Below are 17378 nucleotides of genomic sequence, written 5' to 3'. Positions count from 1 at the left end.
TTGATAAGAACCTTTTCCACAAAATTTTGATTTTAAACATAGAAAAGGATATCTCTAAGGGAGAGATATCCTTTCAACCATTTTATTGCGCAAAGACCTTTTTAAAACGCTCGACTCCATCTTTCACAGTACCAAATGAACAAGCAACATTCATACGGAGGAAGCCACGACCTTCTTCTCCGTATTTTGTACCTGGTTCTAGAGCAAGCTTTCCAATTTCAAGTAAGCGGTTCATGATCTCCTTCTCTTCAAGCGCTAGCTCTCGGTAATCAATCCAGATTAAATAAGTGGATTGAGGAATCGTAACACGAATACCTGGAATCTGCTCTAACTCAGCTTTCACATAATCCATATTGGCAGAAATATAAGGGAGTAATTCATCTAACCAAGGAGCCCCTTCTGTGTATGCTGCATGAAGGGCAACAGAGGCAAATGTATTTAATGAGCCTTGACCACTTGCCATATTGATGGCCTCTAGCTTCAAGCGTTTTTTCTTATCTGTTACGATCATATATGAAACTTGAATTCCTGCTAAGTTAAATGTTTTTGTAGGAGCCATACACGTAACAATGCGATTGATTTCATCACCTGCAACTTTAGCTAAAGGAATATGTTTATCCCCATTGATCATTAAATCAGCATGGATTTCATCAGAGATAATGATGACATCATATTTAGCACAAAGTCGTACAATTTCCTTTAAAGTAGCTTCATCCCATACATAGCCACCTGGGTTATGCGGGTTACATAGTATGTAAGCTTTCACATCTTGAGCTAAAGCCTGCTCGAAGGCTTCAAAATCATAGACAAACAACCCGTCTTTTTCTGTTAATGGACAGCTCACAACTTCACGACCATTACTTTTTGGTATGTTAAAGAATGGCGGATAAACTGGAGGTGAAATGAGTACTTTGTCACCAGGGTTAGTTAGGGCAACAACGCTGTTAGCTAATGCAGCCACCACACCATTACAGAATAGGATGGCTTCTTTCTCAATGTGCCAGTTATGGCGAGTATTTTGCCAGTCTACAATGGATTGAATTGCTTCTTCACTCATATAACTATAGCCAAAAATAGTATGTTCAGCATGTTGTTGTAAAGCCTTTGAAACGGCTGTTGGAGCAGCAAAATCCATATCGGCTACCCACATTGGCAAGATATCTGAGGCATCGTTTAGGCCATAAACCTTTTCCATTGCGTCCCATTTGACAGAGTTTGTACATCGACGTTTGATAGTTTGATCAAAAATAGACAAGCAAATCACTCTTTTCTTTTTTTTTTACTATGGTATCATACGAGTATGATCAAAGGATAATAGGTGAGTATTTTGGAAAATATAAAAATGAATCAAGCAGCTGTCCATCTGCTAGAGGAGTGGGATCCATTCCACTTAGGTCCAGACCATTATGATACAGAAACAGCAGATGTAGTTGCAGCACTGCAAGGGATTGATGATCCATCAACACTTGCAAAAGTTATTCAAGAAACATATGAGCATTCGTTTGAGCAATGGATACCGTTTGAAGATTGTGTAGCCATTTCTTACAAACTAATTGCCATTAAATTTGAAGCGAAATGTATTATTTAAAATATTTTGCATATTCCTTATAAAAAAAGGGGTTGTCAATGGACAACCTCTTTTTTAATGCATCATTGAGGCTAATACTTATTTAAATAAAGGCAAAATCCCCTGAATGAAAATAATAAAAATGGCGAGTGGGGAGACGTAGCGAATTAAAATGTACCAAATATTAAACATGAAGCTAGACGCAGCTAATTCCTTACGTGAAATATCCCTTGTATAGTAATAACCTGCAAAAATTGAAATCAACAAAGCTCCAATCGGCATTCCGATGCTATTAGTCATAAAATCAACAAAGTCAAAAATAGAGCGATCTACTATTTTTACATCTGCTAATATGCCAAATGAAAGGGCACTTGGAATACCAAAGATGAAAATAACGATTCCACCAATCCAAGCAATTTTTCTACGTTTTTCTGGTTTATCACCAATAGCGATTGCCACGACTATTTCTAACATGGAAATGGAAGAAGTGACTGTAGCAAAAAGCAATAGAATGAAGAAGATTGTTAAGAATAAGCCACCAAGAGGTAACTGCTCGAATACAGCTGGCAAAATAATGAATACTAAGCCTGGCCCTTGATCAGGCTTATAACCAAGCGCAAACACTGCTGGGAAAATAACAAGTCCTGCAAGTAAAGAGATAATAATATTCATAGATGCTACATTAATCGCAGAGTTACCAATCTTCTCTGTTTTAGATAAATAGGAAGCATATGTAATCATAACCGCAATACCTACACTTAATGAGAAGAAAGCTTGTCCTAAGGCCATTAAAAATGTTTCAGCATTCAAATAGGACCAATCAGGTACAAACATAAATTTAACGCCTTCTATGGCCCCGTCTAAAGTTAGAGAGCGAATAACTAGGACAATAAAGAAAATAAAGAGGAGAGGCATCATCCATGTGCTGGCTTTTTCAATTCCACCCTTAATACCTGCTGACACAATGACTACTGTTAAAAACATAAATAGTCCTTGTACAAGTACTGCTTCAAAGGGGCTTGAAATAATATCGCCAAATAAATCAGCGTAGTTGAAGTCAGAGCCAGCATTCGTTAGCTTAAATGTAAAGGCACGACCCAAGTAGCTTAAAATCCATCCACCAACAACGCTGTAGAATGATAAGATAAGACCTGCGATTACCATACCGCCCCAGCCAATCAAATACCATGGCTTCCCTGGTGCTTGTTCCTTAAAGGAAGTGACGGCATCCTTTTGACCACGACGACCAATCATGAACTCAGCAATGAGTACGGGTAAGCCAATAAAGAAAGTACATAAAATAAATAATAAAATAAAGACACTACCGCCATTCGTACCCGCCATATAGGGGAATTTCCAAATGGCTCCTAATCCTATAGCACTTCCTGCGGCAGCTAAAATAAACCCAATTTTTGTTGTAAATTGATCCCTCGATGACACGAAAATAAATCCTCCTTATACTAAAGTATTATTTTACCTCAATATTCTCATAACACAAGCAAATATCAGAAAATTGATGATAGCTAGAAAGACATTTGACGGAGTAAAAATATAGAGAGATGACATATGAGGAAAGACATTTAAATTATGTAACAATTAGGTAGAATGCTTCGTTTCATTATTAAAAGGGGGGGTAGCTATGACGGAGGTTGAACTAATAGCAAGGGCTCAGCAAGGAGATAAAGATGCCTATATCGAGCTTATCCGTATACATCAGCAAACCGTTGAAAAGTTTGCCTTTCAATGTGGCGTACATACAAATGATTTAGCTGATGTTTCACAGGAGGTATTTGTTAAACTGTATCGCTTTTTACACCAATTTAAACAGGATCGATTTACCACGTGGCTCTATAAAATCACATTAAATGCTACGCGTGATTATTATCGTAAGGAACAACGGCAGCAGGCTAAAGAGGACAAGCTACAAGCCCAACAGCAAAAGACTCATTCATCTGCTGAAGAGGATGTTCTTTTGTTTGAAGAGGACAGGCATCTACATCGTGCTATTCAGGTCCTTGACGAAAAATACCGTTATCCTCTCGTGTTGTATTATTTCCACGAATTAAAATACGAAGAAATCGCTGAGGTCTTAAATATTTCGTTATCGACGGTGAAAGTGCGATTATTACGAGCGAAGGAAAAGCTAAAGGCAGCATTAATGCAAGATGGGAGTGTTGAAAATGGATGATAAGCAATTTGACCAACGTATGGCACTACTGAAAAAATCCTATGAACGAATGGAACCGAAGCTTGACCCACAACGAGTTCTTCAGCAAATTGAAGCTGAGGATAATGTAAGGGAGTCTCTAGAAAGTATGAATACGGTTCGAAAGTCTTCTGCTAGATGGCAAAAATCGGCTGTATGGATCGCAAGTATTGCCAGTGTGCTTTTGGTAGGTATTCTAATTTCGTCTTATATGTTCCATCCTTCAGCACTCGTTCATTCAGATGAAGAAAAAATAGAAAGCAACTATGAAGATTGGTTTTCTAGATTTCAAAAGAAGTATCTTGAAAAACGTGAAAAAACACGCCTTGAGCTCAATATACCTGAGGAAAATTTTAAGAAACTAACATTTGTTGTATCTGCTGATAATATATACAATGATAAAGCTAAAAATAAAAAAATAGTTTTAAATAGAATGGCTGATGATCCAAAATATTTAACACAATTAGAGCAAGAAATATTAGACTGTTTGCAAACACCTCGAGAACTAATAGAGCAAATTGAAACGTATGAAAAACCGATGTCATTTATCGAACCTAGATATTTCTTTAGCAAATATTACTACGCAACGAAAGATGTTTTGGAATATTATACAAAGGAACTTTCCCAATATAATAAAGTACTGTCACAAAAAAAGAAAGATTATCCTAAAGAACTAAATCAATTAATTGCAACGGCAAAAAAACAATATTTCGAGTTGTCTTATGATGGGCAAAACTATAGTTTTAGAACGAATCCGATTTTTATGAAGGATGCACCAGTATCCATTGACCGTCTTCATCCTGATATATTAGGTTATTTTAAATATTTGGCTACAGGCTCTTTATTCAATGGTGAGGATTTACGTTTTTCTGCAGAAGAATCTGCTCGTATTTTAAAATTATACGAAAGAACATTAGTTAACGATTTATCAAATTCATACCTCGATTTCCAATTGCGAAATTTAAACAAAGAGTTTGAAAATACGTGGCTTGTACTTTTGAAAGGTGATGACAAAACTAGATACTCACCAGAACATATAGAGCTATTAAATGATACGGCTAATGGGAAGTATGGGGAATCGATGCGTTTGACCGCACAATTCATCCTCGAAGAATTTAAGAGAGAAGGAACATCCAAAACCATAGACAAACTAACAAGACAGGATATTAGGATGGAGCTTTCATATTTGAGTAATGAAGTCTATATAGAAATATATGATGGTTCAACAGGTTTACAAATTGATAACCGTTGGATTATCCAAACGGAAGGTTTATACAACGCGTATGTATCAAGTAAAGATGATACCATCCTAGATTCATTAAACCCAATGAATGTTGTGAGCCTATTCTTATATGCACAAGGAAAAGGCGATCAAGAAACAGTAAAACAGTTAGTGTCTCAAGCTGTAGATGTGGATAAATTGGTTCAATTTGATGGTATGCAACATTTTACAGTTCTATATGCAACAGATACATCCCAAACAACCATTAAAGTAGGTGTTAAACCAGAATCCATTCAAATGATTGGCCAGCGCTTAACCTTCCAATTAGGTACAGTGACTACAGGAAAAGGTGAAAAACGTTACATCATTACAGCCATTGCCGAATAAGGAGATTTTTTGCCCCGTTTTTACACGTATGTTATAATTTAAGCGATATATACGTAGCAAACAAGAGAAAGTGGGCAAAGGTTATGGTAAAAAAATATGAATTAGGAGACGTGTTGACCGGAAAAGTTACAGGTATTCAACCATACGGTGCATTTGTTGCACTAGATGACAATACGCAAGGCCTTGTGCATATTTCGGAAATCACATACGGCTTTGTGAAGGACGTTAGTGAATTTTTAGCTGTTGGGCAAGAAGTTGAAGTCAAGATTCTTGAAATCGATGAAGAGGCCGAAAAAATTAGTTTATCGATGAGAGCGCTACAGGATCGCCCAGCAACAGTAAGAAAAAAGGATGCACCACCACGTAAATCATTGCAGGACCGTGTAGATGAATCGGATGCCAATGGTTTTAATTCCTTAAAAGATAAATTGCAGGACTGGATTGAACAATCTGGTCAATAAAGAAACGAGGATGCTTTCGAATGAAAGGATCCTCGTTTTTTCTATTGCTTTTTTATTTTGCGGATTCGATATTGTAGGTTTTGTCTGCTCATACCAAGTGCATTCGCTGCCTTTGTTATATTGCCCTCATATAAATTTAAGACATTTTGCACATAATATGATTCGGCTTCACGCAAATAGGCATCGAGTGGCATGACATTGTGATTTTGATGGAACATAAAAAATTCTGGTTCACGATTATTTGTATCTTGCTGCTGCACTTTGAAGCGGAAATGTAAAGGTAATAAATCTGAAGTAACAGTGGATTCTGTTGTCATAAATGAAACAATTTCATCCAATAGTAGCTCAAGCTCTTTTAGATTTCCTGGCCAATCATATTGTAAAAATAATTCCTGTACATCTGGTGCAAGTTCAGTGACTTGTGAGGCAAATCGTTCTCGATGTCGACTAAAATAATCTTCTACAAATGGAAGAATGTCTTCTTTTCGATCCGTTAAATTGGGAATAGTAATAGCCATTGTTGCAAAGAAATAATATAGAGATTTTGACAGCTTCTTTTCGGCAATCAATGTAATGGGATCACTGCCCACACTGCCAATTAGCATATATTTGGACTGTGGAAGTGACTGTAGTATATCTAAAAGTTGCTCTTGAATGTCTAAGCTTAAAAAGTCTATACGTTCGAAGAAGAAGGTGTAATCTTTATCTTCTTCTAATAATTGCTGTAATTTATCAAGCACCGATTGAGCTGAGCGGCGACTAACGAGTGTCACAAAGGCATCAGGATCAGGTGAAGCTGCGTGGTGAATTCCCTCTGCTACTAAATCTTTCCCTGTGCCAGATTCACCAATTAATAATACTGGTAATTTTACAGCAGCTGCTTTTTTAGCGTTGTCGATAACCTGCTTCATGGATTCAGAATCAGCTTTAATCATATCAAATGTTAATGGTTCATCGTACCGACGAAGGGGCTGATAAACAAGCTTTTCCAGTGAAGTAATATCACGTGCAAATTCGATTGCTCCAATCAGTTTGCCTTCAACAAAAAGTGGAAAAGTATCATTGATTGTTGTAATTTCATGACCATTTTTATTCCAGTAGGATTGTTTAACATTCATTTCTTTTTTTCCTGTTTGTAAAACACGCATTAACGTACTTTCATGTTGACGGAAGGAAAACATTTCAATAATGGAACGATCCGCAAGTTCATCAAAATGAAATCCTTCAATTTCTTTCATTTTCGTATTGTAAATAATCGTTTTGCCAGATAGGTCTACTGCATGAATACCAACGGATACATTTGTTGCAATAAACTCATAAAAAGGTAGTAAAGGTTCAGAATTTTTCATAAAAATGTGCACCTCAAAAATTTTTTACTTGAAATATGCAACGAAATTTTGCATTATAATAAGTGTAAGAATATTTTATACGCAAAGATATTTTGCGTCAATGTTTTTTGCATACCCAAACACATCTCACAAGGGAGGATTAAGTATGATTCCATACAAACACGAACCATTCACAGATTTTTCACAAGAGGCAAACTACAATGCTTATGTAGAGGCTTTAAATAAAGTTGAAGGTTACTTAGGTCAAGACTACCCACTAATTATTGGTGGCGAACGCATTACAACAGAAGACAAAATCGTTTCGTACAATCCTGCAAAGAAAACAGAAGTCATTGGTCGCGTTTCGAAAGCAAGCAAAGATTTAGCTGAAAAAGCGATGCAAGCGGCAGATGAAACATTCAAAACGTGGAAAAAAGTTGATCCAGCTATTCGTGCAGACGTTCTTTTCAAAGCGGCAGCGATTATCCGTCGTCGTAAACATGAATTCTCTGCTTTATTAACAAAAGAAGCTGGGAAACCATGGGCAGAGGCTGATGCAGATACTGCAGAAGCAATCGATTTCATGGAATACTATGGTCGCCAAATGCTACGCATTAAAAACGGTCAGCCAGTCGAAAGCCGTCCAGGTGAATACAATCGTTATGATTACATCCCATTAGGAATCGGTATTGTTATTTCTCCTTGGAACTTCCCATTTGCAATCATGGCTGGTACAACAGTAGCTGCTTTAGTAACAGGGAACACAGTATTATTAAAACCAGCTTCTACAACGCCAGTTGTAGCGTATAAATTTATCGAAGTATTAGAAGAAGCTGGTCTTCCAGCAGGTGCTGTTAACTTCGTACCAGGTTCTGGTGCTGAAGTAGGTGACTACTTAGTTGATCATCCAAAAACACGCTTCATCAGTTTTACAGGATCACGTGATGTCGGCTTACGTATCAACCAACGTGCATCTGTGTTAAATGAAGGCCAAATTTGGATTAAACGTGTGATCGCTGAAATGGGCGGTAAAGATACAATCGTAGTCGATAAAGAAGCAGATTTAGAATTAGCTGCACAATCGATCGTGAAATCAGCATTTGGTTTCTCAGGTCAAAAATGTTCAGCATGTTCTCGTGCTGTCATCGTAGAAGATGTATATGAGCAAGTGGTAAATCGCGTAGAAGAGTTAACAAACGCTTTAACAGTGGGTGACCCAACTGATTACAGCAACTTCATGGCAACAGTAATTGACCAAGCAGCATTCAACAAAATTACTGAGTACATTGAAATCGGTAAAGGCGAAGGTCGTTTAGTAGCTGGGGGTACAGCAGACGATTCAGTCGGTTACTTCGTACAACCAACTGTGTTCGCGGACGTAGATCCTTCTGCACGTATTATGAAAGAAGAAATCTTCGGACCAGTGGTAGCAATCGCAAAAGCAAAAGATTTCGACCATGCGATTGAAATTGCAAACGATACAGAATATGGTTTAACAGGCGCTGTTATCACAACTAACCGCATGAACCTAGAAAAAGCGCGTGAAGAATTCCATGTAGGAAACCTTTACTTCAACCGTGGCTGTACAGGTGCAATCGTTGGTTACCAACCATTTGGTGGCTTCAACATGTCAGGTACAGATTCAAAAGCAGGTGGCCCAGACTACCTACAACTGCATATGCAAGCAAAAACAACTTCAGAAATGCTTTAATTTTCACACTGACGAGAGGGCTGTTCAAAGTAAGTAGAAATTGAGGCATTTTGAATAAATTTGTGACACTTCTCCAGGTAGCGCTACCCTGGCTAAAACCGTAAACTTTCATGATGTAGTTTATCTTGGAGAAGTTAGCAAATTTCTCGTTTGAATTGTTGCTATATTCTTAATCATTCTACTTATAGTGATACATAGTCCCTTTCTTTTATAATGATTAGTAAGGAGAGAATAGGATATGACAAAAACTCAACAAGTTATTGAACAAACACAAAATTTTGGTGCGGCAAACTATCATCCACTGCCAATCGTTATTTCAGAGGCTGAGGGTGCTTGGGTTAAAGATCCAGAAGGTAACAAATATTTAGATATGTTATCTGCTTATTCAGCAGTAAACCAAGGACATCGTCACCCAAAAATTATCGCTGCTTTAAAAGAGCAAGCTGATAAAGTAACGTTAACTTCACGTGCTTTCTATAGCGAAAACCTTGGTGAATGGTATGAGCTAGTAGGAAAGTTAACAAATAAAGAAATGGTATTACCAATGAATACTGGTGCTGAAGCAGTAGAAACTGCGTTTAAAGCAGCTCGTCGTTGGGCATATGATGTAAAAGGCGTAGAAGAGGGTAAAGCTGAGGTTATTGCATGTAATGGTAACTTCCATGGTCGTACAATGTTAGCTGTATCTTTATCTTCTGATGAAGAATACCGTCGTGGTTTCGGTCCAATGCTACCAAATGTTAAATTGGTAGATTACGGTAATCTTGAAGCTTTAAAAGCTGCTATTACACCAAACACTGCTGCATTTTTAATTGAGCCAATTCAAGGTGAAGCGGGTATCGTAATTCCAACAGAAGGCTTCTTAAAAGCAGCACGTGAACTTTGCCGAGAAAACAATGTACTATTCATTGCTGACGAAATTCAAGCTGGTTTAGCACGTACAGGTAAAATGTTTGCTTGTGATTGGGAAGAAGTAGAACCAGATATGTATATCTTGGGTAAAGCTCTAGGTGGCGGCGTGTTCCCAATTTCTTGTGTGGCTGCAAACCGTAGTATTTTAGGTGTATTCAACCCAGGTTCACATGGTTCAACTTTTGGAGGTAATCCTTTAGCTTGTGCAGTTTCAATTGCATCTATTAAAGTATTATTAGATGAAAAATTAGCAGAGCGTTCACACGAACTTGGTGAATACTTCAAAGGTAAATTAAAAGAAATTAACAACCCAGTTATTAAGGAAGTACGTGGTCGCGGTTTATTTATCGGTATGGAGCTAACAGAAGCAGCTCGTCCATACTGTGAAAAACTTAAAGAATTAGGTCTATTATGTAAAGAAACACATGATACAGTGATTCGTTTTGCACCACCACTTGTTATTTCTCAAGAGGATTTAGATTGGTCAATTGAACAAATTGAAAAAGTATTTAAACTTTAACAAAATGTTCACATTTTAATTCGGAAGTATGTTACAATGATGCCGATAACTATCATTAAAAAAAACAAAGAGGCGATTTAATAATGTCTGAAAACTTAAATCTTTTCACATCAACACAAGATGTCATTCAAGATGCTCTAAATAAACTTGGCTATGATGAAGCAATGTATGAATTACTAAAAGAACCGCTTCGCATGCTACAAGTACGTATTCCAGTGAAAATGGATGATGGTACAACAAAAGTATTTACTGGTTACCGTGCACAACATAATGATGCTGTAGGACCAACTAAAGGTGGGGTTCGTTTCCACCCACAAGTGTCTGAGGAGGAAGTTAAAGCGCTTTCAATGTGGATGACATTGAAATGTGGTATTGTCGATCTACCATACGGCGGTGGTAAAGGCGGTGTCATTTGTGACCCACGTCAAATGTCAATGGGCGAAATCGAACGTTTAAGCCGTGGCTATGTTCGTGCGGTAAGTCAAATCGTAGGACCTACAAAAGATATTCCTGCGCCAGACGTATTTACAAATGCACAAATTATGGCATGGATGATGGATGAATATAGCCGCATGGATGAATTCAACTCTCCAGGCTTCATCACTGGTAAGCCACTAGTACTTGGTGGTTCTCAAGGTCGTGACCGTGCGACTGCACAAGGTGTTACAATCGTAATCGAAGAAGCAGCAAAAAAACGTGGTATTGATATTAAAGGTGCTCGTGTTGTTATTCAAGGATTTGGTAACGCAGGAAGCTTCCTTGCGAAATTCATGCATGATTTAGGTGCGAAAGTAATCGGTATTTCAGATGCTTATGGTGCACTTCATGATCCTGAAGGTTTAGATATCGACTATTTATTAGATCGTCGCGATAGCTTCGGAACAGTAACTACTTTATTTGAAAACACAATTTCTAACAAAGAATTATTAGAGCTTGATTGTGATATTTTAGTACCAGCTGCTATTGAAAACCAAATTACTGCTGACAATGCACATAATGTAAAAGCAAATATCGTAGTAGAAGCAGCAAATGGTCCAACAACAGCTGAAGCAACTAAAATTTTAACAGAGCGTGGCATTTTACTTGTACCAGACGTATTAGCCTCTGCAGGTGGGGTTACAGTTTCTTACTTTGAATGGGTGCAAAATAACCAAGGTTATTATTGGACAGAAGAAGAAGTGGAAGAGCGTCTATACAAAAAAATGGTCGAAGCATTTGATAATGTATATACAACAGCAACAACACGTAACATCAACATGCGCTTAGCAGCTTACATGGTAGGTGTTCGCCGTACTGCAGAAGCTTCTCGCTTCCGTGGTTGGGTTTAAGCAAAAAATGAAAAAACGAGTCATTTCCTTAATCGGATGACTCGTTTTTTTCGTTTTTATTCGATTGAAGAAGGTGGTCTAGACGCTGTTCTAATAGCATCTTTTTTTCGTTCCTTATTTTTTTGATTTTAAAAAATCTTAGCAGAAAAATGCCCGAAATTATGATTACAACAACAATTACAATAATAAGCATGTGCAAAAATTCCTTTTATTTTATGTAATGTCTAGTACTATACAACTATTGCCTGAACAAAATCTAAACAGCTTGAAAAAACGCCTTCGAAATAGCAAAGTGTTGACAGCGTTTAATCTTTGCTTTCTCTAGCGTAATTATGAGAAAATCCAACTAGAAAGGGGCGAATTAGATGGATTCATTTACTTTTTTTAACCCAGTGAAACTACATTTTGGTGAGGATGCACTTGAAAAATTACCGAAAGAATTAGAGCAATTTGGAAACAAGGTATTAGTTGTATATGGTGGCGGAAGTATTAAATCAAATGGTGTATACGATGCTGTTATAGAGAAATTACAACAGGCGGATAAGACCGTATTTGAATTAGGTGGTGTAGAGCCAAATCCGCGAGTGGAAACAGCTAGACGAGGTATTGAGATATGCAAAACTGAAGGAATTGACTTAGTTCTTGCTGTGGGTGGTGGTTCAGTAATCGATTGTTCTAAATTAATTGTTGCTGGCGCTAAGTATGATGGCGATGCTTGGGATATCGTGAAACGTAAAGTGTTTGTAGAACAAGCTATACCACTAGGAACGGTATTAACACTTGCTGCTACAGGCTCAGAAATGAATGCTGGATCAGTGATAACGAATGCTGCTACTGAAGAAAAACTAAGTTGGGGTAGTCCAGCAGCCTTCCCGAAATTTTCAATACTAAATCCAGCATATACAGTGACTGTACCTAAAAATCACACTGTATATGGAATAGTGGATATGATGTCACATGTATTTGAGCAATATTTCCACAATACAACGAATACTCCTATCACAGATGAAATGTGTGAAGGGGTATTGCGAACGGTTATTACGACAGCTCCAAAATTATTAGAGGACCTAGAAAATACGAAGTTACGCGAAACCATTCTATTAGCAGGGACAATTGGTTTAAATGGATTCCTATCAATTGGTTCACGAGGGGACTGGGCATCTCATAATATTGAACATGCCGTATCTGCTGTTTACGACATTCCACATGCAGGTGGTTTAGCCATTCTTCAACCGCATTGGATGCGTTTAAATGTACCAGTAAATCCTGAGCGTTTTGCAGGTATAGCAACACGTGTGTTTGGAGTCGAGGCAACAGGCAAAACAGTAGAAGAGGTTGCTTATGAGGGAATTGATCGTTTATCTGCATTTTGGACATCATTAGGGGCACCTAGTCGTTTGGCAGATTACGATATTGATGATTCGAAATTCCAGCAAATTGTAGATCATGCTATGCAAAATGGCCCTTTTGGCAACTTTAATCGATTGCAAGAGGAAGATGTAAGAACTATTTTACAAAATTCTCTTTAATACATTAAGTATGAGACTATGCTTATAGCCTCATACTTTTTTTATTGCAAGGTTAAGAAAAATTAACGATAAATGTAGAATTTTGTCGTAGAAGTTTCTTTAGTCCTGCAATATAATAAAATAGATAGATAATAAAGGGAATTTAAATACATTTTTCTTTATTTTAAGTGAGTAAAGTCATGGTTTTTTACTGAGTCATTAAACCTATATTATAGATTGTTTTACTATAAGGTGATTTATTGAAAGACAGAAAAGAATGGTTTTTTGTCGTAATCAGTCAATTCGTGTGTCAATGTTCAGAAGTTGTTCAGCCACCTTTACTAAAATAATTACAATATTAAACAAAGAGGAGAGGGATCAAATGTTGAAACAATTGCTACAGGACCGTATTGTTACATTAAGTTGTATAGAAATTCCATTTCAGCAACATGTTTATAAAATGCAAAATTGTGTAGAAGTATTAGGAATTGAAGCGAAATCATTGCAAATTGAAAATGATAAAATTATCACTGGATACATTGTAGATCAAAGTATATTTTTTAAAAGCGTGCGTTTTGGGCAAACGAATGTTATTTTTTCGGATGGTGTAAATAAAGCAATTGTACAATTATTTGTTCGTCCTTCTGGAGAAATTGTTGTAGAAGTTAAGCCGTATTTGGGGGGTGCTGAGATTGTTCCTGTTTATTATCGAACAATTTTAGCAGATACAGCTATTGCAATTGATTTAAAAGGTGCTTTAAAACATTATTTGGTAGCCCATCAATTCATGAATTTAGAAGATTCAATTGCTGAAGTACATTATCAATCCATGCATCCGAATGTATTAAAGGATTCTTTTGCAGGAAATTTTGTGTTGGGTTGTCATGTGGATGGCAGAAATATTCTCAATGCAGAAGAATATGCATTAGCTAATCGTCAAGCCACCTTACAATTTTCGAAAATTGTTATTCAACATAATGGTAAAAGACAAATGATTGCTTGTAATAAATTACTTACTTTTATGATTACAAACCATGTTTATGTAGGTTATGAGGATATTCCTAATTTAAAATTAGTCTAACAAATAGCCAACTGCCTGAAATACGGCAATTGGCTATTTGTTTTTATAAAGTATTAAATGGAGTTGTTAGGTTTCTCACCAACATGTATCCAGCTAGCTTTCCCGTCATCCTCGTCGAATAAAATAGCTACTTTAGATACTCCTTTTTGGCTTAGGATTACCTCTGTTAAATGATCACGAACATCATCTAAAAAGGCTAACGATAAAAGCGGATCAGCTTCAGCTACTAATTCTACATGTAAAAACTCTCCTTCTTTAATCACTTCAAGACGCACAATATCTTTAATATTCGGATCATCCATTACGAGGTGAGCGATATGGTTTAACATCTCTTCATCCGTCTCGCCAATGACGCCTCGTGCATTATCGAGGAATACCTTACCAACTACATAAAACATCATGACCCCAATTATCATCGAAACTAGTCCTTCTATTCGACCCCAACCTGTAAAATAAGCAATTAAAATAGCAGCAAAGGCTAAGAAGTTGCCCCCAGTAGCAACTAAATCCTCCATAAAAACTAATTTTGTTGCCGGTTTTGCCCTATTCAAGTATGAGAAAGCTTTAGGAATAGCTGCAATACCTGCCTTTTCTTGACCTGCTTCATGTAACACTTCTGCAGCCGCTTTAGCTAGGACCGTCCCTTCTAAAACAATCCCGATGAATAATACTCCTAGGGCAATCAGTATCCCGCTAGACTCTCCTGTGGGATGAATAAAATGATGCCAACCTTCTTTTATTGTTTCATAAGAAAGGATAGCTACAATTATTACGGCAAAAAGGCATACTAAATTGACAATACGACCGAAGCCACCAGGAAATTGTTTTGTAGGTGCCTTTTTAGAGAGTGCTGAGCCTATATACACAAATAATTGGTTTGCTGCATCGCCTAGAGAGTGCATCATTTCTGCAAACATCGCAACGTTACCTGTAAAGAAAAAGGCGATTCCTTTAATAATTCCTAAAAAGGCATTTACACATGCAGCCATTAGAGAGGGTTTGTTACCGTCTTTTAGTAGTTTTAATAGTTCTGCCATAAAAAATCCTCCAACTAGTTTAAAATTTCCATTTCGATTTTTTCTATATAAGATAGTGCTCGTAATGAACGATAAAATGACAACAAATTATCCGAGACGATTAAGGAAAGGCGTAAATCTAACTCATGTAAAACACTATCGTTTTTTAAGTGCACATCTTTAATGCGTATATTTTCAATGATAATGTTGTTGTCCTTTAAAAATAATAGAAATGATTCGGTATGGTTGTCATCATCAATTTGAACTTTTAATAAAATTTCCCGCATACGAATTCGCTTGGGTCCGATTTTCATAAGAAAAGGTGATAGTACTTCAATTCCAAAAACAATGATCACAACAGCTAGTGTTGCATCCATGTAAAAACCTGCACCAACCGCAATACCGATACCAGCGGCTCCCCAGATCATAGCAGCGGTTGTTAAACCCGTAATGCTGTCATTCCCGCGTCTTAGAATGACTCCTGCACCAAGAAAGCCAATTCCACTAACAATTTGTGCTGCTAAACGAAGAGGGTCCATCGTAATATTAATATCTTCTCTAGCGGGGGTTGAGTAGGCTGTTTCAATGGAGATAATCGTTAATAAGCAGCTGAAAGTAGCAATAACTAAACTTGTTTTTAATCCAACTGGTTTTTTCTTTAATTCCCTTTCGATACCGATTACTAAACTTAATGTGGCTGCAATAACTAATTTTATGCCAACTTCATATGTAATCATATTTTCGAATAATGTTTCCATACACAACCCTCCATTGATATTTCGTATTGCTAAGAGATATGCGAACTGTCATTATTATATGTGCATCACTTTTTTGTATTGTACAACATGAAGTAAGGACATATAAGTATTTTTTTAGGAAGGTGGGGTTTTTTGGAGCATCCAAAAATTCATCCATACATCCCGATTGTGATTGGTGTAATTTCAGTATCGATGTCAGCAATTTTTGTGAAATTAGTATCAGCGGAAGCGGGGATTATAGCATTTTATCGCATGCTATTTTCCGTTTTAATCATGGCACCATGGTTTTTAAGAGGATATACAAAGGAGTTAGCAACTTTAAAAAGACGTGATTGGCTATTTTCTTCAGTTGCTGGGATTTTTTTAGCTTTTCATTTTATATTATGGTTTGAATCACTCAACTATACTTCAGTAGCAAGTTCAACAGTTTTAGTAACGCTACAACCTTTGTTTGCGTTTGTGGGCACTTACTTTTTCTTTAAAGAAAAAATTACGATGAAAACAATCGTAGCAGGATCAATTGCAATAATAGGAAGTGTTTTAATTAGTTGGGGCGATTTTAAAGTAAGTGGAACAGCCTTTTATGGAGATGTACTGGCGCTCGTTGCATGTGCACTTGCAACAGCTTATTTTCTATTAGGACAGGATGTACGTAAGAGATTATCACTTGTGACCTATACAATGGTTGTATATGTTGTAAGTACCATCACTTTATTTATATATGTAATGGTTAAAGGGGAATCATTTGGTCCATATTCTTTGATGGATTGGTTATGGTTTATCTTATTAGCATTAATCCCAAATTTACTTGGTCATACTTTGTTTAATTGGTCAATTAAATACGTTAGTACGAATATTGTTTCAATTGCTATATTATTTGAGCCTGTAGGAGCTGCTCTTTTAGCTTTGGTGATATTTAAAGAGTATTTAATCATGACACAAATCATCGGTGGATTGATTGTATTAGCAGGAATTCTATTGTTTGTAATAGATGTTAAAAAGATTTTTAATTTTTTTATGAAAAATGCTTGATTTTTAAAATGCTATATTATATATTATTACTTGTCCTTAACAAGAAGAAACGCTTGAAAATAAAGTTTTGAAAAGTTGTTGACTTATAGTTGAGAATGAGATAAGATAATAAAGTCGCTGAAAACGACTTGAATAAAATGAACCTTGAAAACTGAACAAGCAAAACGTAATCAATAAAGTTTTAAGTAGCTAGCTTTGCTAGTGAACGAAACACAATTTTGGACATCAAACATGATGCCAGCAAAACAATTTGAGCTAATCAAATTTCTTTTATGGAGAGTTTGATCCTGGCTCAGGACGAACGCTGGCGGCGTGCCTAATACATGCAAGTCGAGCGAACA

General features: G+C 36.7%; 15 protein-coding genes and 1 rRNA gene. 11 read left to right on the top strand and 5 right to left on the bottom strand.

What is annotated here, in order from left to right; translation table 11 throughout:
- Positions 1-82 precede the first annotated feature (82 nt).
- Positions 83-1255 carry a MalY/PatB family protein gene (locus JIN86_RS17930; protein WP_004228395.1) on the bottom strand — a complete coding sequence of 391 codons (1173 nt, stop codon included), beginning with the start codon at positions 1253-1255 and terminating at the stop codon, positions 83-85.
- A 72-nt stretch (positions 1256-1327) separates the two neighbouring features.
- Between JIN86_RS17930 and JIN86_RS17925 the strand changes: the two genes are divergently transcribed.
- Positions 1328-1588 carry a DUF1871 family protein gene (locus tag JIN86_RS17925; RefSeq protein ID WP_004228396.1) on the top strand — a complete coding sequence of 87 codons (261 nt, stop codon included), beginning with the start codon at positions 1328-1330 and terminating at the stop codon, positions 1586-1588.
- A gap of 78 nt (positions 1589-1666) precedes the next feature.
- On the opposite strand, the gene JIN86_RS17920 is transcribed toward JIN86_RS17925, so the two are convergent.
- Positions 1667-3007, bottom strand: coding sequence for a sodium-dependent transporter (locus JIN86_RS17920; RefSeq protein WP_202342495.1), 1341 nt, complete (start codon positions 3005-3007; stop codon positions 1667-1669).
- A 199-nt stretch (positions 3008-3206) separates the two neighbouring features.
- Here JIN86_RS17920 and JIN86_RS17915 point away from each other — a divergent pair, with 199 nt between their 5' ends.
- From JIN86_RS17915 to yugI, 3 genes are all read left to right on the top strand, one after another.
- The gene (locus JIN86_RS17915) at positions 3207-3755 is read left to right on the top strand and encodes an RNA polymerase sigma factor (protein WP_004228406.1); all 549 of its coding nucleotides are present in this window, start codon (positions 3207-3209) and stop codon (positions 3753-3755) included.
- The gene (locus JIN86_RS17910; protein ID WP_202342494.1) at positions 3748-5382 is read left to right on the top strand and encodes a hypothetical protein; all 1635 of its coding nucleotides are present in this window, start codon (positions 3748-3750) and stop codon (positions 5380-5382) included. The genes JIN86_RS17915 and JIN86_RS17910 overlap by 8 nt, the downstream gene beginning before the upstream one ends.
- Positions 5383-5465: 83 nt before the next feature.
- Positions 5466-5843 (top strand): S1 domain-containing post-transcriptional regulator GSP13, encoded by a 378-nt coding sequence (gene yugI / locus JIN86_RS17905; protein ID WP_004228409.1) that lies wholly within the window; start codon positions 5466-5468, stop codon positions 5841-5843.
- A 41-nt stretch (positions 5844-5884) separates the two neighbouring features.
- Here the strand turns inward: yugI and JIN86_RS17900 are convergent, their stop codons facing one another.
- Positions 5885-7192: a sigma-54-dependent Fis family transcriptional regulator gene (locus tag JIN86_RS17900; protein ID WP_004228412.1), complete on the bottom strand. Its 1308-nt coding sequence runs from the start codon at positions 7190-7192 to the stop codon at positions 5885-5887.
- 145 nt (positions 7193-7337) lie between these two features.
- On the opposite strand from JIN86_RS17900, the gene pruA reads away from it, so the two are divergent.
- From pruA to JIN86_RS17875, 5 genes are all read left to right on the top strand, one after another.
- The gene (gene pruA / locus JIN86_RS17895; RefSeq protein WP_202342493.1) at positions 7338-8882 is read left to right on the top strand and encodes an L-glutamate gamma-semialdehyde dehydrogenase; all 1545 of its coding nucleotides are present in this window, start codon (positions 7338-7340) and stop codon (positions 8880-8882) included.
- Between the two features lie 238 nt (positions 8883-9120).
- Positions 9121-10314: an ornithine--oxo-acid transaminase gene (locus JIN86_RS17890; protein ID WP_004233780.1), complete on the top strand. Its 1194-nt coding sequence runs from the start codon at positions 9121-9123 to the stop codon at positions 10312-10314.
- 83 nt (positions 10315-10397) lie between these two features.
- Positions 10398-11642 (top strand): Glu/Leu/Phe/Val family dehydrogenase, encoded by a 1245-nt coding sequence (locus tag JIN86_RS17885; RefSeq protein ID WP_004233781.1) that lies wholly within the window; start codon positions 10398-10400, stop codon positions 11640-11642.
- Between the two features lie 365 nt (positions 11643-12007).
- On the top strand, positions 12008-13171 hold the full coding sequence (locus tag JIN86_RS17880; RefSeq protein ID WP_004233784.1) for an iron-containing alcohol dehydrogenase: 1164 nt from the start codon (positions 12008-12010) through the stop codon (positions 13169-13171).
- Positions 13172-13532: 361 nt separating this feature from the next.
- Positions 13533-14231: a hypothetical protein gene (locus JIN86_RS17875; RefSeq protein WP_202342492.1), complete on the top strand. Its 699-nt coding sequence runs from the start codon at positions 13533-13535 to the stop codon at positions 14229-14231.
- Between the two features lie 53 nt (positions 14232-14284).
- Here the strand turns inward: JIN86_RS17875 and JIN86_RS17870 are convergent, their stop codons facing one another.
- Together JIN86_RS17870 and JIN86_RS17865 are read right to left on the bottom strand one after the other, a co-directional pair.
- The gene (locus tag JIN86_RS17870; protein ID WP_004233788.1) at positions 14285-15268 is read right to left on the bottom strand and encodes a cation diffusion facilitator family transporter; all 984 of its coding nucleotides are present in this window, start codon (positions 15266-15268) and stop codon (positions 14285-14287) included.
- A 14-nt stretch (positions 15269-15282) separates the two neighbouring features.
- Entirely contained in the window at positions 15283-16005 is a 723-nt protein-coding gene (locus JIN86_RS17865) for an MgtC/SapB family protein (protein WP_004233792.1), read from the bottom strand.
- Between the two features lie 132 nt (positions 16006-16137).
- Between JIN86_RS17865 and JIN86_RS17860 the strand changes: the two genes are divergently transcribed.
- Positions 16138-17037 carry a DMT family transporter gene (locus JIN86_RS17860; RefSeq protein ID WP_202342491.1) on the top strand — a complete coding sequence of 300 codons (900 nt, stop codon included), beginning with the start codon at positions 16138-16140 and terminating at the stop codon, positions 17035-17037.
- A gap of 269 nt (positions 17038-17306) precedes the next feature.
- A 16S ribosomal RNA gene (locus JIN86_RS17855) occupies positions 17307-17378 on the top strand; the annotation flags it as partial.

Origin of the sequence: Lysinibacillus sp. HST-98, from assembly GCF_016757845.1 — a bacterium.
GTDB classification, from domain to species: Bacteria; Bacillota; Bacilli; order Bacillales_A; family Planococcaceae; genus Lysinibacillus; species Lysinibacillus capsici.
The sequence above is the reverse complement of the archived record's forward strand: the minus strand, read 5'-3'. Positions and strand labels throughout refer to the sequence as shown.

Excerpts from the sequence above, each read along its gene's own strand:
- JIN86_RS17915 (WP_004228406.1), top strand. The coding sequence starts at position 3,207 with ATGACGGAGGTTGAACTAATAGCAAGGGCTCAGCAAGGAGATAAAGAT.
- JIN86_RS17910 (WP_202342494.1), top strand. The coding sequence starts at position 3,748 with ATGGATGATAAGCAATTTGACCAACGTATGGCACTACTGAAAAAATCC.
- yugI (WP_004228409.1), top strand. The coding sequence starts at position 5,466 with ATGGTAAAAAAATATGAATTAGGAGACGTGTTGACCGGAAAAGTTACA.
- JIN86_RS17900 (WP_004228412.1), bottom strand. The coding sequence starts at position 7,192 with ATGAAAAATTCTGAACCTTTACTACCTTTTTATGAGTTTATTGCAACA.
- pruA (WP_202342493.1), top strand. The coding sequence starts at position 7,338 with ATGATTCCATACAAACACGAACCATTCACAGATTTTTCACAAGAGGCA.
- JIN86_RS17890 (WP_004233780.1), top strand. The coding sequence starts at position 9,121 with ATGACAAAAACTCAACAAGTTATTGAACAAACACAAAATTTTGGTGCG.
- JIN86_RS17885 (WP_004233781.1), top strand. The coding sequence starts at position 10,398 with ATGTCTGAAAACTTAAATCTTTTCACATCAACACAAGATGTCATTCAA.
- JIN86_RS17880 (WP_004233784.1), top strand. The coding sequence starts at position 12,008 with ATGGATTCATTTACTTTTTTTAACCCAGTGAAACTACATTTTGGTGAG.
- JIN86_RS17875 (WP_202342492.1), top strand. The coding sequence starts at position 13,533 with ATGTTGAAACAATTGCTACAGGACCGTATTGTTACATTAAGTTGTATA.
- JIN86_RS17870 (WP_004233788.1), bottom strand. The coding sequence starts at position 15,268 with ATGGCAGAACTATTAAAACTACTAAAAGACGGTAACAAACCCTCTCTA.
- JIN86_RS17865 (WP_004233792.1), bottom strand. The coding sequence starts at position 16,005 with ATGGAAACATTATTCGAAAATATGATTACATATGAAGTTGGCATAAAA.